This window comes from Candidatus Tisiphia endosymbiont of Metellina segmentata, from assembly GCF_964030715.1.
GTDB lineage: Bacteria > Pseudomonadota > Alphaproteobacteria > Rickettsiales > Rickettsiaceae > Tisiphia.
The window spans coordinates 935,741-959,961 of sequence record NZ_OZ034919.1; the positions used below are offsets into that span (position 1 = coordinate 935,741).

At 32.6% G+C, this 24,221-nt stretch carries 22 protein-coding genes and 1 pseudogene; 14 read left to right on the forward strand and 9 right to left on the reverse strand.

Annotated elements, in window-relative coordinates; translation table 11 throughout:
* Positions 1-1,239, forward strand: a complete 1,239-nt coding sequence (gene ftsA, locus AAHM80_RS04770) for a cell division protein FtsA (RefSeq protein ID WP_342259435.1) — start codon at positions 1-3, stop codon at positions 1,237-1,239.
* A 239-nt stretch (positions 1,240-1,478) separates the two neighbouring features.
* Here ftsA and AAHM80_RS04775 read toward each other — a convergent pair whose 3' ends face one another.
* Entirely contained in the window at positions 1,479-1,637 is a 159-nt protein-coding gene (locus AAHM80_RS04775) for a hypothetical protein (protein WP_342259436.1), read from the reverse strand.
* Between the two features lie 86 nt (positions 1,638-1,723).
* Between AAHM80_RS04775 and AAHM80_RS04780 the strand changes: the two genes are divergently transcribed.
* A complete protein-coding gene (locus AAHM80_RS04780) occupies positions 1,724-2,476 on the forward strand; it encodes an IS5 family transposase (protein ID WP_342259437.1) in 753 nt (250 codons plus the stop codon).
* A 450-nt stretch (positions 2,477-2,926) separates the two neighbouring features.
* Positions 2,927-4,189, forward strand: a complete 1,263-nt coding sequence (gene clpX, locus AAHM80_RS04785) for an ATP-dependent Clp protease ATP-binding subunit ClpX (protein ID WP_342259438.1) — start codon at positions 2,927-2,929, stop codon at positions 4,187-4,189.
* Positions 4,190-4,437: 248 nt separating this feature from the next.
* Here clpX and AAHM80_RS04790 read toward each other — a convergent pair.
* Together AAHM80_RS04790 and AAHM80_RS04795 are read right to left on the reverse strand one after the other, a co-directional pair.
* Positions 4,438-4,670: pseudogene (locus AAHM80_RS04790) on the reverse strand (transposase).
* Positions 4,652-4,846, reverse strand: a complete 195-nt coding sequence (locus AAHM80_RS04795; protein ID WP_342259439.1) for a hypothetical protein — start codon at positions 4,844-4,846, stop codon at positions 4,652-4,654. The pseudogene AAHM80_RS04790 and the gene AAHM80_RS04795 overlap by 19 nt, the downstream one beginning before the upstream one ends.
* 111 nt (positions 4,847-4,957) lie before the next feature.
* Here AAHM80_RS04795 and AAHM80_RS04800 point away from each other — a divergent pair, with 111 nt between their 5' ends.
* Both AAHM80_RS04800 and AAHM80_RS04805 read left to right on the forward strand, forming a co-directional pair.
* The gene (locus AAHM80_RS04800) at positions 4,958-5,437 is read left to right on the forward strand and encodes a hypothetical protein (protein ID WP_342259440.1); all 480 of its coding nucleotides are present in this window, start codon (positions 4,958-4,960) and stop codon (positions 5,435-5,437) included.
* A 28-nt stretch (positions 5,438-5,465) separates the two neighbouring features.
* Positions 5,466-5,621, forward strand: a complete 156-nt coding sequence (locus tag AAHM80_RS04805; protein WP_342259441.1) for a hypothetical protein — start codon at positions 5,466-5,468, stop codon at positions 5,619-5,621.
* 200 nt (positions 5,622-5,821) lie between these two features.
* On the opposite strand, the gene lepA is transcribed toward AAHM80_RS04805, so the two are convergent.
* A complete protein-coding gene (gene lepA / locus AAHM80_RS04810) occupies positions 5,822-7,624 on the reverse strand; it encodes a translation elongation factor 4 (RefSeq protein ID WP_341747361.1) in 1,803 nt (600 codons plus the stop codon).
* Between the two features lie 83 nt (positions 7,625-7,707).
* Here lepA and prfB point away from each other — a divergent pair.
* Positions 7,708-8,818, forward strand: a protein-coding gene (gene prfB, locus AAHM80_RS04815) for a peptide chain release factor 2 (protein ID WP_342259442.1) whose coding sequence is annotated in 2 segments (ribosomal slippage) — positions 7,708-7,776 and positions 7,778-8,818 — 1,110 coding nt in all. Because the reading frame shifts where the segments join, the coding sequence is not laid out codon by codon here.
* A 157-nt stretch (positions 8,819-8,975) separates the two neighbouring features.
* Here the strand turns inward: prfB and AAHM80_RS04820 are convergent.
* Positions 8,976-10,805, reverse strand: coding sequence for a heme lyase CcmF/NrfE family subunit (locus AAHM80_RS04820; protein ID WP_410521524.1), 1,830 nt, complete (start codon positions 10,803-10,805; stop codon positions 8,976-8,978).
* The gene (locus tag AAHM80_RS04825) at positions 10,798-12,069 is read right to left on the reverse strand and encodes an HlyC/CorC family transporter (RefSeq protein WP_341755124.1); all 1,272 of its coding nucleotides are present in this window, start codon (positions 12,067-12,069) and stop codon (positions 10,798-10,800) included. Before AAHM80_RS04825 ends, AAHM80_RS04820 begins: the two co-directional genes overlap by 8 nt.
* Before the next feature lie 744 nt (positions 12,070-12,813).
* Between AAHM80_RS04825 and lepB the strand changes: the two genes are divergently transcribed.
* The 4 genes from lepB to recO all read left to right on the forward strand — a co-directional run bounded on the left by lepB (position 12,814) and on the right by recO (position 16,003).
* Positions 12,814-13,617: a signal peptidase I gene (gene lepB, locus AAHM80_RS04830; protein WP_341747353.1), complete on the forward strand. Its 804-nt coding sequence runs from the start codon at positions 12,814-12,816 to the stop codon at positions 13,615-13,617.
* Entirely contained in the window at positions 13,604-14,320 is a 717-nt protein-coding gene (gene rnc / locus AAHM80_RS04835; RefSeq protein ID WP_342259443.1) for a ribonuclease III, read from the forward strand. Before lepB ends, rnc begins: the two co-directional genes overlap by 14 nt.
* Before the next feature lie 70 nt (positions 14,321-14,390).
* On the forward strand, positions 14,391-15,278 hold the full coding sequence (gene era / locus AAHM80_RS04840; RefSeq protein ID WP_342259444.1) for a GTPase Era: 888 nt from the start codon (positions 14,391-14,393) through the stop codon (positions 15,276-15,278).
* Between the two features lie 2 nt (positions 15,279-15,280).
* Positions 15,281-16,003 carry a DNA repair protein RecO gene (gene recO / locus AAHM80_RS04845; RefSeq protein WP_341747350.1) on the forward strand — a complete coding sequence of 241 codons (723 nt, stop codon included), beginning with the start codon at positions 15,281-15,283 and terminating at the stop codon, positions 16,001-16,003.
* Between the two features lie 18 nt (positions 16,004-16,021).
* Here the strand turns inward: recO and rpoD are convergent, their stop codons facing one another.
* Genes rpoD through AAHM80_RS04860 form a run of 3 tightly spaced genes read right to left on the reverse strand, consistent with a single transcriptional unit; the run spans position 16,022 to position 20,336 of the window.
* Entirely contained in the window at positions 16,022-17,929 is a 1,908-nt protein-coding gene (gene rpoD, locus AAHM80_RS04850; RefSeq protein ID WP_342259445.1) for an RNA polymerase sigma factor RpoD, read from the reverse strand.
* 17 nt (positions 17,930-17,946) lie between these two features.
* Entirely contained in the window at positions 17,947-19,719 is a 1,773-nt protein-coding gene (gene dnaG, locus AAHM80_RS04855; RefSeq protein ID WP_342259446.1) for a DNA primase, read from the reverse strand.
* The gene (locus AAHM80_RS04860) at positions 19,716-20,336 is read right to left on the reverse strand and encodes a diacylglycerol/polyprenol kinase family protein (RefSeq protein WP_341752167.1); all 621 of its coding nucleotides are present in this window, start codon (positions 20,334-20,336) and stop codon (positions 19,716-19,718) included. Before AAHM80_RS04860 ends, dnaG begins: the two co-directional genes overlap by 4 nt.
* A gap of 76 nt (positions 20,337-20,412) precedes the next feature.
* Here AAHM80_RS04860 and greA point away from each other — a divergent pair, with 76 nt between their 5' ends.
* The 4 genes from greA to xth all read left to right on the forward strand — a co-directional run bounded on the left by greA (position 20,413) and on the right by xth (position 24,204).
* The gene (greA, locus tag AAHM80_RS04865) at positions 20,413-20,904 is read left to right on the forward strand and encodes a transcription elongation factor GreA (RefSeq protein ID WP_341752303.1); all 492 of its coding nucleotides are present in this window, start codon (positions 20,413-20,415) and stop codon (positions 20,902-20,904) included.
* A 350-nt stretch (positions 20,905-21,254) separates the two neighbouring features.
* Positions 21,255-21,902, forward strand: a complete 648-nt coding sequence (locus tag AAHM80_RS04870) for a dienelactone hydrolase family protein (RefSeq protein WP_341752166.1) — start codon at positions 21,255-21,257, stop codon at positions 21,900-21,902.
* Positions 21,903-22,003: 101 nt separating this feature from the next.
* Positions 22,004-23,392: a 2-polyprenylphenol 6-hydroxylase gene (gene ubiB / locus AAHM80_RS04875; RefSeq protein ID WP_342259447.1), complete on the forward strand. Its 1,389-nt coding sequence runs from the start codon at positions 22,004-22,006 to the stop codon at positions 23,390-23,392.
* On the forward strand, positions 23,389-24,204 hold the full coding sequence (gene xth, locus AAHM80_RS04880) for an exodeoxyribonuclease III (RefSeq protein ID WP_342259448.1): 816 nt from the start codon (positions 23,389-23,391) through the stop codon (positions 24,202-24,204). Before ubiB ends, xth begins: the two co-directional genes overlap by 4 nt.
* The last annotated feature ends 17 nt before the right edge of the window (positions 24,205-24,221 follow it).

A 24,221-nucleotide genomic window follows, 5' to 3' on the forward strand; every position in this document is an offset into this window, starting at 1 on the left:
ATGAAAGCCAAATTGTCTAACTTTGTTACTCTTGACCTTGGTAGTAGTAAAATAGCTTGCATTGCGGCATATATTGACAAAAGAGAGGAAGCAAAAATAATAAGCCAAAATCTGTATTACTCAAAAGGCATTAAATCAGGAGTCATATTAGATTTAAAAGAGGCAGAAAATAGCATAGTCGGGGCGATTTATGCATTAGAAAAAGATTGCGGTAAAAACATAAAAAAAATAACTATATCACTAACAGGCTATGGCACTAAGTCTTATTACATAAATAATAAAATAAAACTTTCTAATCAGCCAATTTCACAGCAAGATATCAAAAAACTTATCAAAAAAGCCTTATTGGAGTTCAAGCTTAAAGACCGAGAAATTATTCATTATTTTCCTATAGAATTTATTCTTGACGATAATAATGCTATTGAAGACCCAGTTGGGATGTTTGGCAAAGAATTAGGGTGTGAATTACATATTATTACAGCAAATTCTAATATGCTGATGAATATTACCAATTGTTTTGCAAAATGTCATGTTGAAATAAATAATATTATATTAGCAATTTACGCTTCGGGAATTGCTTGTCTTTCAGAAGATGAAAAAGCTCTTGGTTCTATTATAATTGATATGGGTGCTAGAACTACCTCATTTGGTGTATTCGTCTCAGGTAAATTACTATATACAAGCTACATAGATATAGGTAGCTTTCATATTACATCTGACATAGCAAAAGTCTTTTCAGTAAGCCTTGATGTTGCAGAAAAACTTAAAATTCTTCATGGTAATGCTATGCCATCTTCTTTTGATAAAGATAGTGTTATTATTTTAGAAGATTCTGAAATGGAGATTCCTGATAGCGGTAGACCAACAATTACTTCAAAATATCTTGCATCTGTCATTAATCCAAGAGTAGAAGAAATATTATTGATGGTTCAAGCAGAATATGACAAAGTTGTTGCAGGCAATATGATCGCTTATCGCATTGTTATTACCGGCGGTGGGGCAATGCTTCGAGGAGTAAAAGAACTGGCAAGCAAAATTTTTGAAAAACAAGTACGAATTGGTAAACCAGAGGTCTTACTAGGTTTTGCTGAAGATTATAATCCCCATATATACTCCACTTCTATAGGTATGGTAAAAAATCAATCTTTAAAAATACAAAAAAATAATTTTGATATTAATGATAATAACGATACTAGTTGGTTTAAAAAGTTTCTAATTTGGCTAAAAGAGAATATTTGAAAAGAAAATGCCTAATACTCGATAATCAAGTTTTTTAGAATTATTAAAAAATACGTCATTGCGAGGAGCCGCTGAAAGCGGCGACGTGGCAATATTTTGAAGTAGCAACCCTTACTTCACAAGATCGCCACGACACCTAAAGGTGTCTCGCGATGACGATTATACAAAAAATGTACTACGCTATTAGCCTTACAGGCTGACTTTAAAATTACCCTAGCTTGAAGTGGTAGGTTTGTGGTTTATTCTTTAGAGCCTTCGCTGTCGTCTCCTAATATTGGTCGATCATCCTGCTCGTCAGTGAACCGTAAGGTAGCATTTAAATTAGACGTTAAGGAAGGCTGTAAGGCATTATCAGTAGCATTAGGAAACTGTAAGGCATTACTAGGTTCTGTTGACAAAAATTATAGTTAGGCAAGAGGAATAAAAAGTTGCCATAGTAAGAAGAAATGGTAGTTTCTAGTTATCAAAAAAAGGAACTACCAATATGAAGTATTACATAGAAGAACAAGCATGGGAAGTAATTTTATCATTTTTTAAGGAAAGAAATGGTATACACAACAAGAATGAAGAAAAAATGAGACATTTTATTGAAGCAATATGGTTTATTGTTAGAACAGGTTGCCAATGGCGTCTTATAGCTGATGATTATGGTTGTTGGTACAGTATTTATCGTAGATTTAAGAGATGGGTTGACAAAGGTATATGGGAGGATTTAATGGATTATGTTAAAGTAGATGCAGATATGGAATCAATTATGATTGATGCAACTATTGTGAGGGCACATGCTTGCTCATCTGGATATATCAAAGGTAATCAAGAAGAAGCGGCTTTAGGTAGAAGTAGAGGTGGTTTTAGTACTAAAATTCATGCCCTTGTTGATGCCCTTGGTAATCCATTAAAGTTTATACTAACTGCTGGGCAAAGAAATGATATAACTCAAGCGGGAAATCTTACTCAAGATGTTCAGAATACGACTGTGATAGCCGATAAAGGATACGATAGTAGTGCATTTGTAGAAAGTTTAGAAAATAAGGGGTGTGAGATTGTTATACCACCAAAATCTAACCGTAAAGTACAACGTGAATATGATAAACATAATTATAAGGAACGATATTTAATTGAGTGCTTATTTGGTAAAATCAAACATTTTAGGCGTATATTTTCTAGATTTGATAAGGCTCCAGCCACTTTCTTAGCTTTTCTAAATTTCGTTGGAACTTTAATATGGTTACGTTAAAATTTTTGTCAACAGAACCTAGGGGTAGTAGTATTATTAGGGGGAGTAAACTGTAAGACTAAGTCATTAGCTTTGCAAGTAGTGTAGTGGTCGAGAGTCTTGATCTCGTATAGGAAACGCGTCATATATAATTGTCCTTTATTAATTTTTAGAAGTATATTATACACATAATATCAACTGTTAATTAGGAAATGATAAATTCTTTATTAGACTTTCTGCATCTTCGATGTTACCCCACAACTGTTGAAAGTTTACAAATACCTATACCACAGCGTCATTGCGAGCGTAAGCGAAGCAATTATAATTTCACCGAATTTGAGTATATAAGAATTGACAAATTCTTATCCTAAATTCGCGTGTCTTGAAAATATATTAGACTTACCTAAATAACTTATCTATATTAGATGTATATAAGCTATATTAAACTCATAAATTAAATAAAGCGGAATCATGTCAGGGGAAGTTGGAAAAAAAGAATTAAACTGTTCTTTTTGTGGTAAAAATCAATATGAAGTAATAAAATTAATTGCTGGACCAACAGTATTTATTTGTAATGAATGTATTGAACTGTGCCGTGATATTATAAAAGAAGAGACTAAAGTAACTCTTAAACAAGTTGCCTCTTTAATTCCAACACCACACAGAATTTTTTCTACTCTTAATGATTACGTAATTGGTCAAGATCAGGCAAAAAAAGTTTTATCAGTTGCGGTATATAATCACTATAAACGATTAGAATATATCGAGTCAGGTAATAATGATGTCGAATTAAATAAATCAAATATCCTAATTATTGGTTCTACTGGCTCTGGTAAAACCCTTTTGGCACAAACCTTAGCAAAGATTCTTGATGTACCTTTCACTATGGCAGACGCCACTTCTTTAACCGAAGCTGGCTATGTTGGTGAAGATGTTGAAAATATCTTGCTAAGATTATTACAAGCAGCAGACTTTAATATAGCCAAAGCCCAACGAGGCATTGTTTATATAGATGAAGTAGATAAAATCGCTAGAAAATCTGAAAACCCTTCCATAACAAGAGATGTATCGGGTGAAGGAGTCCAACAAGCATTACTTAAAATCATGGAAGGAACTATTGCTTCTGTTCCCCCCCAAGGTGGCAGAAAACACCCACAGCAAGATTTTGTTCAAGTAGATACTTCCAATATTTTGTTCATATGCGGTGGAGCTTTCATGGGGATAGATAATATCATTAATGCCCGTACTGCTCAAAGTTCAATTGGTTTTGCAGCAAATGTCCAATCAAAACAAGAAAAAAACCACAGCGAAATACTCAAATCATTAGAAATTGAAGATCTAGTAAAGTTTGGGTTAATTCCAGAATTCATCGGTAGGCTTCCAGTAGTAGCAACTTTAGATGACCTAGACAAAGCATCTTTGGTGGCAATTTTAACTCAACCCAAAAATGCTGTTATCAAGCAATATCATAAATTATTTGAGTTAGACGATGTTGAACTATCAATTGATAATGATGCTTTAGAAGGAATAGCCGAGAAAGCGCTGGCACGAAAAACCGGAGCTAGAGGTCTTAGATCGATAATTGAGACACTGCTACTTGACAGCATGTATAATGTTACCAATCTGAAAAAAATGCATGTACATATTTCAAAAGATGTTATAGATGGCAAAGCTACCCCCTTAGTTACACCAAGAAACTACGGAAAAGCTACTAAAAAGCGTATAGCGGTTTAGGGTAAATTCTATGAATTTATTAATCTATTCTAGATTTATATAATTAATAGTTGATATCCTTTCTACAGATAGTTATAATTTCCTTTATATTTCAAATTAATAGAGGGCTATATATGATAAATAATGATTCAAAGAATAATTAACCGGAATTGTCTACATCCTAAGCATGTAGCAGCTTTAAAAACCGCCCTTATAAATTATTTCAGAAACAACGACTTGCTTTTTAAGCTGCTTAATAATAGGTCGTCCTAAATACCCCTTATCAACAAATAGCCAACCTTGCAATTTTTCATTAACTTTGCTACAGGAAAACGATCATTAACATTTGCAGATGTCATTTTACAAGCCATTAACTCACCTTCATTATTAATTATCAAGTAAAGTTTTAAGCCAAAAAATATCCCATTGAGTTTTTGCCTTTTGTTGCTATGCCCTTAAAGACCTTGTGCCTTTTTTCTCTTTTTATATGATTATATGACAAACATCTAGTGTTGTTGAATCTGCAAAATATATTCCTGTTTCTTTATCGGTAATGCCATGTAAAAAAATAGTAAGGGGCATCAAGCTACTTTCCATTAATTCAACAAATCTATTATAACTCACTACCTTTGGAAAATAAGCTTTTAGAACTCTTAGTAACTTTAATTCACTTCCCACTACACTGCAACCCTTATATCTTTATATAATCCTTCTACACTTATATCGAACTCAAATTATATTACAACCTTAAGTAAAGTTGAGATTGAAAGCTTAGAGAAAAGCGGAGTTTTGCAATATAGTTTTTTTGAAGAACAGCTATGTGAAATAACTAGTAATGGTAAAAGATATATTTTAAGAAAAAATGGTTCTATAGCCCGAAAAGTTGAGTTTGATAGGAATAACCGAGTTAAAAAACTAGTTAGCAAGGTGGAAGAACGTAATATATATGTATCAACGCATAAGAAAGCAAAGCCAAAAACTGGTTTAAATAATATTCAAAAAATTGCTGAAGAATGGCGGATAGATAAATTTATCAACCTAAAATTAAACGGCAGCCAAATAGTGGTTGAAATTGATCAAGATAAGAAAAAAGAGTTATTTGCTCTTGATGGTTGTTATGCGATTGAAACACAGATTGAAATTAAACTGATGAGTAAAGAATTGGTTGATAAAGCTTACCATAATTTACATGAAGTAGAATCGAATTTTAGCAGTATAAAGACGGGATTACTCGAAGTAAGGCCGATTTTTTTAAGATATAAGGTCTAATAGAACAAAGGGACATGTATTTGTCTGTATGTTGGCATTAAAAATATGGCACTACATGAAAAATAAGTTGAAACAGGGTCGTGGAGTAACTAAGGATGGTAAATATAATGTGACCATTGAGGAAGCATTAAGAGAGTTGGGAAAATATGTTTTTTATATTACACTATCAAAGGTTGTAAAGTAGCAAGATTATCAAAATTAACGTCTATTCAGCAACATTTATTCAATTTATTTGATCTAACAATGCCCCAAATGACAAAATCTGCAAAATGATAAAATGTAGTCAGTAAAGAAAATTTAATTTTCTATCCCATACACCGCATACTAACCTCGTTTTATGGCACAATTTTGATCCTATCCATCTCGAAGATAAGTCGCGTGATATCACTCATCTCCTATTTTAAGAGCAGCTATAAAAGCAGATTGAGGTATCTCAACATTACCAATATTACGCATACGTTTTTTGCCAGCTTTTTGTTTTTCCAGTAATTTACGCTTACGAGTTATATCACCGCCGTAGCATTTAGATAAGACATCTTTACGCATTGCTTTGACAGTTTCTCTAGCAATTATTCTACTACCAATAGCAGCTTGAATAGCAATTTGAAATAATTGCCTTGGAATTAAATCGCTAAGACGTTTACACAACTCCCGCCCCCGATATTCTGATCTTGAACGATGGACTATAGTAGATAAAGCATCAACTGGCTCACTATTAACCAAAATAGATAATTTTACTAAATCACTTTCCTGATAAACATCTATTTCCCAATCAAAGCTAGCATAGCCTTTTGTATAACTTTTTAACTTATCATAAAAATCAAATACTATCTCATTTAACGGTAATCGGTAAATTACCATAGCTCTACCGGCTACATAAGTTAATTCAATCTGCACCCCTCTTTTATCGGTACATAAAGATAACACATTACCTAAAAACTCATCTGGTACTAATATTGTTGCCTTAACCCAAGGCTCTAACATTGAGTCGATATTTTGCACAGGTGGCAAATCAGCTGGATTATGTATTTCTAATTGATTTCCATCACGCATATTAATCTTATAAATCACACTAGGAGCGGTGGTGATCATATCAAGGTCAAATTCGCGTTCCAATCTTTCTTGTACTATTTCAAGATGTAGTAACCCTAAAAACCCACAGCGAAAGCCAAAACCTAAGGCTGTTGAACTCTCTGCTTCAAATTCAAAGCTAGCATCGTTAAGTTTTAATTTAGCTAAAGAATCTTTTAAATGCTCAAATTGCGAAGCATCTGAAGGATATAAACCACAAAACACTACCGGTAAATGCGGCTTAAAACCAGGCAGAGATTCCTGACAAGGTCTTTTCTCGTCAGTTATTGTGTCCCCAACTTTACAATCAGCAACTTGTTTTATTGAAGCAGTAAAGAAGCCTATTTCTCCTGGGTATAAAATATCTGATATATGTTTTCTAGGAGTAAAATATCCAACATTGTCAACATTATAAGTAGAATTGGTAGCCATCATTTTAATACGCATATTCTTGCGTAAAACTCCATCGATAACTCTAACTAAAATTACTACCCCTAGGTAAGAATCGTACCAGCTATCAACCAATAATGCCTTTAGAATATCTGTTTGATTAGTTTTTGGACATGGCAGCCTATTAACAATTGCTTCCAGTACCTCCTCTATTCCTATACCACTTTTTGCAGAAATCAATAATGCATCGCTTGCATCTATGCCAATTACGTCCTCTATCTGTTGCTTAACTTTATCAGGATCAGCAGCTGGTAGATCAATTTTATTTAGGACTGGAATAATTTCATGATTATTATCGATCGCTTGATAAACATTTGCTAGAGTTTGTGCCTCAACACCTTGGCTACTATCCACTACTAACAAAGAACCTTCACAAGCAGCTAACGATCTACTCACCTCATAAGAGAAATCCACATGACCAGGAGTATCCATTAGGTTTAGATAGTAGGTATTACCATTTCTTGCTTTGTAAGTTAATCTAACAGTCTGTGCTTTGATAGTGATACCACGTTCTTTTTCTATGTCCATTGAGTCAAGTACCTGATGACTCATTTCCCGAGCTGCCAACCCCCCACAATATTCAATTAATCTATCTGCTAGAGTAGACTTACCATGATCAATATGAGCAATGATTGAAAAATTTCTGATAAAGTTTTGATTATTCATGGTATATTTGGTATAATGTTAAAATTAGAAAGAAGTTTTATCTTTATATAATAAAATTCCATTTTATAGTAGGAAAATTAATAATGCGTGCTGAAATTGAACATTATGTAAAAAAAATCGAACAGTCTTTAGAGCTGCTCAGGAGGTCGCTTTGATTTCGATAACGCAAGTAAAAGGCTTCTAGAGCTAGAAAATATATCAGAAGATCCGGATCTGTGGAATAATCAAGAGAAGGCCTCGAGTATTCTAAAAGAAAAAAGACTTCTAGATATCAAGCTTAACTCGTTTAAACAACTTCAGTCTAATTTTACGGAATGTTTAGAACTTGAGGATTTGGCATTTACTGAAAATGATCAACAAGTTTTGCAGCAAGTTCAAGAAGATTTAGGGAAACTATCTATTATTGCCGGAAAATTTGAGACTGAATGTTTATTTTCTGGAGAATTTGACAGTAATAATTGCTTTCTAGAAATCAACGCCGGAGCTGGAGGAACAGAAAGCCACGACTGGGCATCAATTATGATGCGTATGTATTTACGCTTCGCAGAAAGGCTGGGTTTTAAAAGCGAAATTATTCATCTTATTAATGGCGAAGAAGCTGGAATAAAATCATGTACTATCAAAATTAATGGCTACCAAGCATATGGTTGGTTTAGAACAGAATCTGGTGTGCATAGGCTAGTTAGGATATCACCTTTTAATGCCGCAGGTAAAAGGATGACTAGTTTTGCTAGCAGTTGGGTATATCCAGAAATTGACGATGATATTTCCATTACAATAGATGAAAAAGATCTTAGAATTGATACTTATAGGTCTTCCGGGGCTGGGGGGCAACATGTAAACACTACCGATTCTGCAGTAAGGATTACCCACTTACCGACTAATATCGTAACCCAGTGCCAAAATGATAGATCGCAGCATAAAAATAAAGCACAAGCTATGAAAATGCTTAAAGCAAGGCTTTATGAGTCGGAGTTAAAAAAACGTACCGATGATATTAATGAACAAAATGCATCCAAGACTGAAAATGGTTGGGGACATCAGATAAGATCTTATGTATTACAACCTTATCAGATGGTTAAGGATTTACGTACCAACCATGAAACTTCTGATACTAAGGGGATACTTGACGGAGATTTAGAGAAATTCGTTTCAGCCAGCCTATCAATGAGTGTTGGTAATATTAGTCATTAGACCTTTTTCAAAACTCTACTTCTGCTGGTAATTTTGTCGTCGAAACTTGCCTGTACTCCTCTCTTACGTCCATGTACGTTGCGGTGTTCGGCTTCGTTTCTCCTAAAAATTTCTTAGCAAAAGCGAATTCTGCAAGAAGTCTATTAAGAAAAAACTGTCATTTTTTCAATAATCCGATTAAGAATCCTCCAGCCATAAGCATAATAGATATCCAAATAAAACTCATCATTGGTTTGTAATATATTTTTGCGTGAATTACATCATCATCAATTTTACTTAGAACCGCGTAAAGATCATAAGTTAAATAAGAATATATATTACTTTCTTGGGATAGTTGTTTTTCTATTATATATAATCTATTCTCAGGCTTTAAGATGGTGATATTATTTTGTTGATCCTCAATCCAAAATTCAGCAATTTGCCGATAATAATTTTGGGCTGAGGATACTCTCATATCTTTTAAGGTAACTTCAAACCCACCGGCTGTTACCTTGTCTCCAACTTTTCCTATAAAATCTACTTCACTTTGTAATAATGAATTAAGAGTAATAGTTAAAACAAGTAAGCCAAAGCCTAAATGCCCTAAGATCATAGCAATATTAGCTTTTAGTTTGGTTCTAAAAAAATTGCTTTTTGCTAATATATAATAACAATTTTGTATTATTAGAAAAAGAGAAAATGTCACGGCACATTCTGAAATAAAACCATACTGAATTTGGTATGAGCTAATAACAGTTATTGCAAAAGAACTAGCTAAAATTAGTAGCTGTTTTTTTCTAGTATTATAAGCAATGCCAACTAGTAGAACTGTTGGAATAATGAAGATTATAAAATTATTGATAAAAAATCTTTCACTAATGGTAATAGATTCTTGGTATAATAAAGAATAAACTACTGGGTAAATGGTGGCACATAGTAATATTACTAGGGCTGTTAAGAAAAATATACTACCCCAAATAATAAGTTTGTACTTAAATTTATGCTTGTCTAATCCTGTAGAATCAGGTTGAGTGATATTTTGTCCTTTTACTAACAGTAACACTAAGCTTGATATAGCAATAATAGCAAATATTACCAACATGTAGATTGCTCGCTCAGGTGATGAGGCAAAAGAATGGATTGAGGTGATTAGCCCTGAACGTACCAAAAACGTACTAAATACTACTAGTAAAAAAGTGATAATTGATAGGGTTATGCTCCAGTTTGTCATTCGTCTAGATTTTATCGTTACCAAGATTGAGTGATGTAGAACGATAGCCGACAGCCATGGTAGTAGGGAAATATTTTCTACTGGATCAAAAAACCAAAAACCACCCCAGCCAAGCTCTCTATAAGCCCACCATGATCCTAGTGCTATTCCTAAGGTTGAAAATAGCATTCCTAAATTGGTAAATATTTTAATTGCTCTGAGATTAACAAAGTCTAAACTAGACGTAAGCGAGATTACGCAAGCAGATGTGAAAGGTACGACGTAACAGACATAGCCTAAATATAATATAGGGGGATGTATTATTAGGGCAATATCTTGCAGCATGGGGTTTAAGCCGAGTCCCTGGGCGGGACGGAAGGATAGGCTGTCAAATGGGTTAGAGGTAAAATAAATGAAACTACCGAACAAGATTTGTATTAGTGCTAGTATAATTATGTGATAGACTTGAATTGGACGGCTATTGAATAGTGCAATATAAATAACAGCTATAGTTTGCAATAAACATAGCCATAATAGGATAGACCCCTCATGACTCGCCCAACTAGCAGCAATCTTAAATCCTAGAGGCTTTAATGTACTAGAATTAAAAAAAACATTCTGTATAGAAAAATCCGATATGATAAATCCATATACTAATAGCAAGAAAGATAATAATGTTGACAGGAAACTAAGGTAGAAAAAAAAAGTAGCAGAACGATATAAATATAAAGAACTAACAACTGTTAGTATGCTGAATAAAATTGCAGATATTTGTAAATAATTGCCAAGACTACTTATCACTTTCAGATTCTTTATTTGGTAGAATAATGACTTTTATGCTATCAAGTCTGTTACCTATTTTTTTGTTAATAGTGATACTTAAATTAAATATCTTGATAGATTCTCCTTGATTGGGAATACGCTCAAGTTTATGGATAATTAAGCCAGCTATGGTATTTGCGTCATCATCAGGTAGACTCCAATTTAATTCTCTATTTACATCTCTTATGGTTACAGATCCATCAATAATAAACTCCTCATCAGATTTTTTTACAATTGTGTTAATAGGATAATCATGCTCATCGATAATAGGACCAACAATCTCTTCTAGAATATCTTCTAGAGTAATAATACCTTGTAGATCACCATATTCGTCAACAACACAGGCAAAATGGCTCTTTCTTTCTCTAAAAGCATGAAGTTGATGAGTTACCAAAGCATTATCAGGTATAAACCAAGGCTGATTTACTAATTCTTTGATATTAATTTTTTTTGCATCGTTATTCTTTTCATAAAGAGCCCGGAGTAGATCTCTCATGTGAAGTACGCCAATTATGTTGTCCTGAGTGTCCTTCCATAATGGTATTCTTGTATGGGGGCTAGATAATAATGCTCGCCTCACTATCTCCTCTTTAGGCAAATCTACATTAATGGCTACTATGTTACTTCTATGTATCATAATTTCAGATACTGTCATTTTCCTAATATCTAATATACCCCCTAACATGTCACGGTCAGATTTATAAACATTACCTTCTTGATGATAATGTTCAATAACTCCTCTGACTTCTTCTGCCCCCGAGATATTTTGTTGTAGATTAATACGGAAAATAAAACAGAACAGCTTAACTATAACTTCAAAAATAGAATTAATTGGTTTCAAAAGCTTTAGGAAAAATATAATTGCTGGAGAAGTGAATAATGCTAACTGTTCTGCTTTTGCTACAGCAATAGCTTTAGGTATTATCTCGCCGAAAACAATTATCACGAAAGCCATCACTGCTGAAGCTACGACAGTGCCACTATCACCTAGCCAATCGATAAATATACTGGTAGCAATGGTAGTGCAAACAGTATTAAGCAGAGTATTACCAATCAATAATGTGCCAATTACTTTTTCTTTATTCTTGAGAACTTGTAATACAGTGTTACGTTTAATAGCTTTTGCCTTAAACTTTTGTATTTTCCCCGGAGAAGACGCGGTGATGGCCGTTTCAGTAGCTGAAAGCAGTGCGGCACATCCTATCATTAGAACAATAATGATTGTCAAAAAAATAGTCATTGATCCTTGTATAAATTATTAGCGTAAATCTAATTATATTGGCAACTGTGCAATTCCCCTAATACTTTTTTATTATGCTCTTGCCTTAAACTCATGCTACAGGGCTTATTTCTTTTCTTGACTGAATTTGCTAAAAAATAATTTTGATTATTTTTATCAAAATACTTACAAAAATCATCAATTGAACAGAATATTTCCTCTAGGGAAGCCAACATAGTTACCTCTTTAATTGTCAGTTAAAATTAGTAATTTTAATTCACTTCCCACTACACTGCAACCCTTATATCTTTATATAATCCTTCTACACTTATATCGAACTCAGGTTAACTAACCAACTGATGTAATGAAATAACATTGTAGAGGTAAACAGAATATTAAGAGATTCCAACCTAGAATATGCGAAAGAAAATGATAATGATGGTAAATAAGACAACCTTAGCTTACAAAAAAACTGATTTATCCAATGGCTCTTTGAAGGCGACGAGTTGATAAGTATAGTTTGTAAGCCAGCGAATTCCATCAGGGTTGTAGAGTAAATTTTATCTGTATTATTGAAAATATTAATTCACTTTGCTATAAGCCCGGATACATGGATGCATTTGCTTTTTTGCTATTGACGTTATTTTTTTTCTTGCATTATAGGGTAGATCCATACATGAACTAGGGGCGATTCAAAAATTGCTGGATTTAAACATAGTAATAAGGTATTGTAGGCTGAATTTAGTTCGTTATTAAATAATAATTATGCAAACAACAACTGCGGTTACCAACAAAAAAACACAAATTAAAGAATATACATCTTTTATCTTTACAATATTTTTGGCACTGATGATAAGATTTTTTGTCATGGAACTTTTTTTTGTGCCAACAGGTTCAATGAAAGCAACAGTGCTAGAGAATGATTATATTTTTTCAACAAAATATTCTTATGGATATAGTAATTATTCTTTTCCTTTTAGTCCCAATATTTTTAATGGGAGAATATGGGCGTCACAGCCACAAAGAGGAGATATAATAGTTTTTCGCCCACCAAATAATATGGATATTCGATTTATAAAAAGACTAATTGGGCTACCTGGAGATAAAGTACAATTAATCAATGATGTAGTGTATATAAATGATAAAGCCATAGAACGCACTGAAATTGGTACATATACAAGTGAAGAAGGGAAAAATTATATAAAATATAAGGAAATATTACCTAATAGTGTAAGTTATTTTTCTTATAAATTAAAACAAAATAATCATTCATTAGTAAACAAATATGGTAATACGGAAATCTTTTATGTACCTGAAGGTAAGTATTTCTTTCTTGGAGATAACAGAGATGAATCGAATGATAGTAGGATAGATCTAGGATTTGTACCGTTTAAAAACTTTATTGCCAAAGGACAATTTATTATTTTTTCTACAAAAGAAGAATTATGGCAAAGTGATATTGGGATAATTAATCAAATACTCCGTGTTGGTACTTGGCTGGCATCTATTAGATTTAACAGAATATTTACGTCCCTTTATACAGATAAAATACAAAATGATAACAAGTAAAGAATCAGCTCTTTCTGCTCCGGAAAAGCTTGAACAAGATATAGGATATAATTTTAATAATAAAGCTCTTTTACTTGAAGCGTTAAGTCATCCTTCTCTTAAGCAACATGTACTAAAGCATGGAATTCAAAAAAACTATGAACGTTTAGAATTACTTGGTGATGCAATAATTAATTTTATCATTACTGAAATTTTATTTAAAAATTTCTCTACTTATGATGAGGGGAAATTAGCAAAAATTAGAGCATATCTAGTCTGTAAAGAATCACTTTGCAAAGTAGCTGCAAAAATCAATTTGTCAGACTATATTATTATGACCCATGGCGAGGAAGTATTAGGGGGAAGGCAAAATCCTAATAATATTGAGAATACTATGGAAGCATTAATTGCTGCCATTTATCTTGATAGTAACATTGATACGACCCAAAAAATAGTATATAATTTGTGGTATGAGTTTATATCTATTACTGATTTAGCTGATTATGACCCTAAAACTACTCTTCAGGAATTAGCACAAAAAAAGGGAATTGAAAGACCCGTGTATGAAGTGATAAAAAGAGAAGGATCACCACATGCATCTATCTTCACTGTATTAGTAAAAATGGAAGCCTACCAACAAACTGGTACTGGTCATTCAGTTAAAGAAGCAGAAAAAGTTGCTGCTCGTAAATTAATGAACTATTTTAATCTGAGTTCGACGTAAGACATTGATTTAATGGTTTCGATGTTCCCTCTATATATCAAATTCAGGTTATTTTGAGCTGGTGAATTGTATGCCTCAGAAGACAATATCTTTATGTATAATCGGCAAACCAAATGCTGGTAAATCATCATTATTAAACAAACTTATTGGACAAAAAATCTCCATAGTAACGAATAAAGTTCAAACGACTCGCTCCATTATAACTGGAATAGTTACCATAAAAGATACGCAGCTGATAATATTAGATACGCCAGGTATATTCGAGCCAAAGAAACAGCTGGAAAAAGCAATGGTACGGTGTGCATGGTCAAGTTTACATGGCGTAGATTTAGTTTTATTAATAATAGATAGTACGAAACCTATTGATCAATTTACGTTACAAATACTTAAAAAGTTGCAAACTCTTAAAATAAATTTAATCTTTTTGTTAAACAAGATTGATAGCCCTTCTGAATATCTAGAAGAAATAGAAAATACTCTAAAATCTCAGTTCATAGATAATTATATATTGAAGACGTCCGTTTTATCCGGTAAAAATATCAATAAATTACTCAATTATATACAAAGCCAAGCTAAAGAATCGCCTTGGTTGTATGAAGAGGATGATGTTACTAATTTGCCTATGCGATTTTTAGCTGCTGAGATAACTAGGGAACAATTATTCTTGAATCTTCACCAAGAATTACCTTATAATTTAACTGTTCAAACTGAAATGTGGCAGGAGAATAATGATAAGTCTATTAAAATTCATCAGGTCATAGTGGTTTCAAAGAATTCTTATAAGACTATTATTTTAGGAAACAATGGTTGTAAAATTAAAGAAATAGGATCTAAGGCAAGAATAGAGATGCAGCTAGCTTTTGATTGTAAAATTCACCTTTTCCTTTTTGTGAAAGTACGTGAGCTTTGGGAAAATGATCCGCTCTCATATAGATATATGAGATTGAAACAAGTTTAAATATGAATTTTAAAGATATAGGTATAATAATTGCCAAAAAACCACTAAAAGAAAATACGGCTATTATTACAGTTTTTACTGAGAATCATGGCTTATATTCCGGTGTAATACGAGAAACATCTAAAAAATTTGGTTCTGTAAATCAACAAGGTAATATTGTTGATTTTTTTTGGCAAGCTAGATTACACGAGCATCTAGGAATGGCTAAATGCGAATTAATAAAATCTTACGCTGGTCTTTTAATAACTAATAAAATTAAGCTTTACGCTTTTAATTCAATTATTAGCCTTATTAAGATGGCATTTCATGAAAGAGAAAATCACAATAAATTTTTTCCAATTTTTGTAAAATATTTAAGTAGTCTAGCAAATAATTTTATTTTTGAGGAATATATTAAATTTGAATTAGCCATACTTCAAGAATCAGGTTATGGTCTTGATTTGCATAAATGTGCAGTAACAGGTACTAGGGAAAATCTATCTTACGTCTCGCCAAAATCTGGAAGAGCTGTATGCTTATCAGAGGGATTACCATATCAAGACAGGCTTCTAATCTTACCACAATTCTTAACCTCCACTAATAGCCAAATTACTAATAATGATAAAAAACAAGCTTTTAATTTAACTACATATTTTTTTAACCGGTATTTCTTTCACAACCAACAACAACTACACGTACGAGAGAATTGCATAGAATATATTATTCGATTTGCAACATTCACATAAAATAAAACCTATAGAAAATCAGCCTCCAAAAGCAGATTCTGAAGAATTGTTTTGCTTTCTAGAACCACCCCGAAAACTACTAAGTTTTTTAGATCTAGTCGGATGCTTCAATTTGCGTAGTGCTTTGGACTCTATTTGCCTAATACGTTCCCTAGTAACGTTGAATTGTTGTCCAACTTCTTCTAGTGTATGATCGGTACTCATTCCTATACCAAATCTCATTCTTAGAACTCTTTCTTCACGAGGAGTAAGAGTTGCTAAAACTCTAGTTGTGACCTCTCGTAAGTTCGATTGAATTGCTGCGTCAAGCGGTAATATAGCATTTTTGTCTTCAATAAAGTCTCCAAGATAACTACCATCATCATCGCCTATTGGATTTTCTAAGCTAATTGGTTCTTTAGCTATTTTCATTACTTTTCGTACTTTATCAACTGGCATAGAAAGGCGAGCAGCAATTTCTGCCGGAGTCGGTTCATAACCTAGCTCGTTAAGCATTTGCCTAGAGGTACGAATAATTTTATTGATCGTTTCAATCATATGCACGGGAATACGTATGGTTCTAGCTTGATCAGCTATAGCTCTAGTAATAGCTTGCCTAATCCACCAAGTAGCATAAGTGGAAAATTTATATCCCCTACGATAGTCAAATTTATCAACAGCCTTCATTAACCCAATATTTCCTTCCTGAATTAAATCTAAAAACTGTAATCCACGATTTGCATATTTTTTAGCAATTGAGATAACTAAACGCAAATTAGCCTCTATCATAGCTTTTTTTGCCCTAAGGACTTGTCTTTCACCCTTTTGTATTGTATGCACTAACTTTTTAAATTCAATAATTGGCAAACCAATAGTCATTTCCATGGTTTTTAATTCACTAATCATTTGATCAATAGCATCAGATTCTTTAGCAAGGAAATTCTTCCAATTAGATTGCTTGTTTTTTTGCATTTGCCTTTTCCAGTTTTCATCAATTACTGCTCCCATATATTCATTTAGGAAGTTCTGACGACTTATGCCATATTTTTCAGCTAATTTAAGGAAGTTCCCTTCTTTAGTTATTAATTCTCTATTTAGGCTATATATTCTATTAAGAATTTCTTCTGTCCTTTTAGAGTGAAAATGGATACTAGAAATTTCAATAATTAGTAATTGTAGATTCTTGGCATATTTTTTGTTATCATGCAATCCCTTAGGTTGAGGATAACGTGTGTAATGTTTTTTTGCTTCAATTAACAACTCTTCAGAAAGTCTAGAAACTCTTTCCATACGCTTGACAACACTAGGTAATAACTGTAACTCAATAGTAGCTATTGATAAATTACTAGCTTCTTCATGATCTGATTCTATATAATTATTTTGATTCTCTTCAGAATTACTATCATCCCCGTTAACCATATTAGCTTCTAGATCAATCAAATCTCGGAGTAGTATTTTTTCATTAACTAAATCTTCATACCATTTTATAAAGAATTTCATCGATATTGGATTTTCACAAAGTGACTTAACCATTATCTCTTTGCCTTCTTCAATATCTTGGGCTACTTCTATTTCAGTCTCACGAGAAAAAAGCCCAACTCCTCCCATATCTCGTAAATATAACCTTACTGGATCATCGGTTGTACCTAAGTTTTCTTCTTCACTTTCGTCTTCAGGCTCACGATCAACATTATTAGACAGTTTAAATTCATCATCTACATTAATATCAAGTTTGATCTCGTCATCATCACCTTCTATAATATCAACTCCAGCCTCAGAAAACTTTGATATTACCTTTTCTAGATCTTTTACTGATATATTATTAGTCATTGGAATGACTTTATTTAGATCATAATAAGTGACTGCAGTGCCTTTTTCTTTAGCTGTTTTAACTAGGTTATCAACTGCAGTACTTTTTACATCTATTTTCTCTTTTGCTTCTGTCATAATTTATAAACCTTGGGTCAATTAGTAAAAGATTCGTTTAGATTATAAATCTCTTTGGAGATTTTCAAAATTTCTTCTCGATATAATATAGCTTTTTTTAGCTCTTCGTCTGAGCCATTTTGAATAATTGAGCTATATTCTTGTTTTAATAGTACTAGGTGATGTTTTTTATGCAACCATTGCCAAAGTAAGTCAGAATCGATATCGTCCTGATTAAATGACAAATCTAGAAATAGATTATTGGATTTTGACAATACTGAAAAAGTGTCATAAAATCCAGTTTTTTCTGCCAAAGCAATAATATTTTCCTGATCTAATATATCGTTGCTAATAATTTCTGCAAAATACCAATCACGAAAAGCTTCAAGCATTTTATTTTGGAAATTTAACGTTAACAAGAAATCCTTTATTTCTTGCTTTTTGGTCATTTCAGGAAATTTAACCAATATTATACAAACAGCTTGTTCTAATATTTCGATTTCTGAATAGTTAGGAGTGGTAGATGTAATATTTGAACTTGTTATAGTTACTTTATTTTGCCGTTTAATTAAATTTTGCCATATTTGATCTTTAAAATATCGATAATAATTATTGCTAAGTAGTTTATCCTTTATTTGTTTACAATAATCTCCAAGATTTCTTTCCAAAATAGCTTTGTCTTCTGGAGTTGAAAAAGTCTTACCTTCATATTCGGAACGCCAAATCATTTCAGATAGATTAATTCTTTTATCAAAAATTTGTGTGAAACTTCCCGCTCCATCTTTATTTATAATATCATCAGGGTCACTTCCGCTAGGTAACATCACAAAGGAAATTTTCTTATTGCCATTTATCAGAGGTAGTACTAGATTAATTACCCGATGGGTGGCTTTTATTCCTGCTATATCACCATCTAAACAGAGTACTATTTCATCTCCAGCACGCCATAATTTTTGCAGGTGATTCTCTGTAACCGAAGTACCAAGACTTGCCATTGCTTCTTTAAAACCAGCTTGGTGCAAGGCAATAACATCCAAGTACCCTTCAACTAAGATTGAATGATTTTTTTTATAGGCAACACTAATTGCATTATTCTCCCCATATAATGTTTCATTTTTTTGAAATAATATGGTTTCCGGAGAATTTAAATATTTAGGTAACCCATCACCAAGCACTCGCCCTCCAAAACCAACTACTTTATTATAAACATTTTTAATCGGAAAGATTATCCGATTATAAAATATCTCATATATTGTACCATCATCTCGCTTGCCCACTAAGCCTGCTTTTTGAAGTTTTGTCAAAGATATTGATTTTTTTTCAAAAAATTTCTGTAATGCTTTAGCTGGAGGAGCAAAACCAATGGAGAATTCCTTAATTGCTTCTTTACTAATACCGCGGTCATGTAAGTAGCTACATACTTCTTGTGACAATTGTGATGTAAAAAATCTTTCAGCCATCTCTAAGATATCAAATAGTTCATCCGATTCTTCATAGAGTTTTTGTTGTGCTACTGTTAATTTAGGCAATTCAATGCCATAATCATTAGCAAGTTTAATGGCTGCTTCCTTATAAGATAAACCGCTAAAGTTAGAAACAAACTTTATAACATCCCCGTGAACAGCACAGCCAAAGCAATAATAAAACTTCTTGGCATCATTTACAGTGAATGATGGAGATTTTTCAACATGGAAAGGACATAGTCCCAAGTAATTTCCAGATTTCTTAGTTAAGACTACTTTTTGTCTAACAACATCTGATAAATTAATCCGAGTTCTAAGAAGTTCATAAAATTCTAATGGAATTCTCATAAACTTAAAATAAAGGTGAATATGATTGTAGAGAAGCAGTAGCTAAGAGGTATTAATAAATTATCGTTTATTGATAACTCTTTTGAGTAGAATTCACTAATAGTAGCAACTATAGAACTAATTATGATAACAGTAAAACTAGTGTGATAGCCGATGAAAAAATACACTAATATGCTAATAAAAATTGCAGAAATTAGAAAGGCAATAGAACCTTCCAATGACTTGCCATTTTTTAGAGGTGTACCTATTTTTGTACCCACTAGTGCAGCAAGACAATCAGCTATTATCAATATAAGCCAAGATGAAATCGCTAAACCTTTTGAAAATAAAAGAGCAGTTAAGAAAAATCCAACTACCATAAAACTGCTACCACTTAGTCTGAATAAACCACTCTGTTCTTCAGGTCTCATAAACTTTCCAAGAAATTTATCTGTAAATTTCTTAACATATAAATTATAATGCCTTGTAATATCTATATATAATACACATATTATAAGTAGAAATAATAGTGTAGTAACAACTAATTTAGATGAAAATAAATAAAAAAGTGGTATAATCAAGCTGTATAAGTGGAAAGTTTTACGTTGTATTTCAAAATTAAAGAGTTTAGTTTGCATAATAACCTAAAAGGCCTATTTGACAAAGTTTGACACAACAAATATACTAGAAAACTTAACTTAGACAAGACATATTATTATGGCAGATTTTCCTATTACACATAAAGGGTTTGATAGTTTAGAAAAAGAAATTAAACATCTTAAACACATAGAACGACCAAAAGTAATTGAAGCTATAGCAACAGCTAGAGATTTTGGAGATTTATCTGAGAATGCAGAATACCATGCAGCACGGGAAAAACAAAGTTTTATTGAAGGTCGCATTGTGGATCTTGAAGATAAAATAGCAAGAGCTAAAATTATTGATACCTCAAAACTCTCCGGTGATACCATAAAATTTGGGGCATTAGTTAAGTTGATCGATGATGAAACAGAGGAAATAGTTATATATCATATTGTTGGAGAGTATGAAGCAGATATAACCAAAAAGAGGGTATCCATAGTATCGCCAATTGCTAAGGCTCTCATCGGTAAAGGGGTCGGAGATATAGTAGAAGTAACCACTCCTAAAGGTTCAAAATCTTATGAGGTTTTAGAAGTGTCCTATCAAGAATTAGTAGATATTTAAGATAATAACTATTAGTGCTAGCTTATTTATATGTTATAACCTGAATTCGATGTAACAAGTTACATCGAATTCAGTATTGTATATAGAAACAATCAGGTTTGAAGCGGTTCTACTCGATAATCAAGTTTTTTAGAATTATTAAAAAATACGTCATTGTGAGGAGGCACTTTGGTGGCAACGAAGCAATCCACAAAAAATATAATAAGTAATTTGGATTGCAGTGTCGCCACTAAAGTGGCTTCTCGCAATGACGTTTGACTAAAAGTTGTATACATCTTACTAATTTTGTGTACATTGCCTAGGTTAACGGGGTGTTACCCCTATGGAAACTTTTTAAGAGCTTAAAAAAAATGATTAAAAATGAAATATTATCTTACCCAGAAGTAAAAAGTTTGAATGGCCAATGTAAAAAGCTTGTTGTGTTGTTACATGGGCTTGGTTCAGATGGGCATGACTTAATAAGCTTAGTTCCCTTTATATCTAAGGAATTGCTAGATTGTCATTTTATTTCGCCGCATGGAGTTGAAGAATTTGATAATGCACCGTATGGTAGACAATGGTTTAGTCTAAATGATCGTACTCCTCATGTAATAGGGGAATTAGTTGCTAAAAATAGTGGTTTAGTTACAAAGATAATTCAAAAAAAACAAGCAGAACTAAATTTAACTAATAAAGATACTATCATAATTGGTTTTTCACAAGGCACTATGATGGGACTATATTTAAATTTGGTACAAAAAGAGCCTTTTGCTTGTGTGGTAGGCTTTTCTGGTAAATTAATCGCCCCATTAGAATGTATCAATAAAACTACGCCAGTTTGCGTAATACATGGCGAATTAGACGATGTGGTTGATGTAAGTAGCATGGACGAGATAATAGAATATTTACAGAAATATAATATTGATCATAGTAATTACAAGATACCAAATCTTATGCATTCTATTGATGATAGGGGGCTACAATTTGCCGTCAAGTTTATAAATACTAAAGCACAGTAAATTGTAATACGACGTTTTTTTAAGTACTTAATCCCAAGGAGTTTAGCAGATGTTTTACTGCTTAGGCAAGTAGCTTAAAACTTCAAATCATTTGAGTATATATGATTAGCTTATTATTGAATTTTTTATATATATTAAGAATAGTAAGCAAGCAGCAAATACTGACTTATCCTGGTACAATAAGATTACCATCTAGGTTAAAAATTCTTGGCTGGATGATAACCATAGTATTTTATCCAATTGGTTTATTTAAAACACCAAAAGATGATTTTGGTATAAGGTTAACCGATTGTTTTAAAAAATTAGGTCCTGTTTATATAAAATTTGGTCAAACTCTTTCCACAAGACCGGATCTTATAGGAGTTAAGATTGCCCATTATTTGCAGTCTCTTCAAGATAAGTTGCCACCTTTTAGTAGTAGTATAGCACGAAAGATTATTGATGAGTCTTTTGGTCAAAGTACCGATGAGTTATTCTCCGTCTTTGAGGATATACCAATTGCAGCAGCTTCGATTTCTCAAGTACACAGAGCTAAGTTGAAGTCTGGTGAATTCGTTGCAGTAAAAATATTACGTCCGAGAATTCATCATACATATAATAAAGATATTAAACTTTTATATATTCTTGCTAAACTAGTAGCAAAAATATTTATAAAATTTAAAAGATTGCGACCAGTAGCGGTAATAGATGTATTTAATACTACTATGAAATTTGAGCTTGACCTACGTTTAGAAGCAGCAGCAGCTTCAGAACTATCTGATAATCTGCAAAATGATGTTGATATATATATTCCTAAAGTTTATTGGCAACTGACTCATGAATATATAATAACCACAGAATGGGTAGATGGAATATCAATTTATGCTCGAGATAAGCTTATAGAGCAGGGCTTAGATCTAACTAAAATAGCCCAAAGATTTGCTACAATATTTTTTAACCAAGTATATAGAGATGGTTTCTTTCATGCAGATTTACACCCCGGCAATATTTTAGTTAGGTCGGATGGTAGCATAGTATTACTAGATTTTGGTATTATGGGTAGGTTATCTGATAAAGACAGAATGGCAATTGCTGAAAGCCTATTTGGTTTTTTAAGTAGGAACTATAAGTTAGTAGCACTTGTCCATCTTAGGGCTGGTTATATTCCTCAGAATACTGATCTTGATCTTTTTGCTCAGGCGTGTAGAGCAGTAAGCGAACCGATTATAGGATATGCCGTTAAAAATATTTCCATAGGTAGGTTACTTGCACAATTATTTAAAATCACCGAAGATTTTGGTATGGAGGTACAACCACAATTGCTATTATTACAGAAAACTATAGTAGTAGTAGAAGGAGTAGGACAACACCTTGATCCAGAAATTAACGTATGGCAGCTGATAGAACCATGGATCAAGAAATGGGCGGCTAAGAATCTTAGCCCAGAGGCAAAAATTCTTAGAATTCTAAAGCATGTTGTAGTGGAAATATTGGAGAGATTTAATAAATGAAAATAGTAACCTGGAATATTAATTCGGTACGCTTGCGACTTAGTTTGCTCAAAAAGCTAATTGATGAACATCAGCCTGATATTATATCTCTGCAGGAGATTAAAACAATTAATGAACTATTTCCTTACCAAGCTATTAATGATATGGGTTACCAGCATATATATTGTTCAGGAGAGAAGTCTTATAATGGAGTAGCAATTTTATCAAAATTTCCTTTTACCAATAAATTCATTCTTGAATTATATAATAGTGATAAAAGGCATGTAGCAGTAGAAGTTTTAGGTATTGAGATCCATAATTTTTATGTACCGGCTGGTGGTGATATAGCTGATGTGAATGTTAATGAAAAATTTAAACATAAATTGGCATACGTAAAATTAATACAAGAATGGTTAACCAATAATCGGAGTAAAGATAGTAAGATTATCATAACGGGAGACCTAAATATTGCCCCTCATGAGCATGATGTATGGTCTAGCCGTCAATTGCGTAATGTTGTCAGCCATACAGACATAGAGCGTTCAACTCTGTTGGAATTACAGGCTTCCTTAGGTTTTATCGATAGTAGCCGCTATTTCATACCGTATAATGAAAAATGTTATACTTGGTGGAGTTATAGAAATATAGACTGGCAAAAATCTAATCGGGGACGTAGATTAGATCATATTTGGACTAGTTCTAACTTACAAGATAAGATGCTATCTGTTAGCTCCTTATCAGAAGCTAGGAATTGGCTTATGCCCTCTGATCATGTACCTTATTTTTTAACATTGGGTAGTTGTGTGGGGGTAAAAACCTCAATTTTGGATTAATTTCATTAATCTAGATA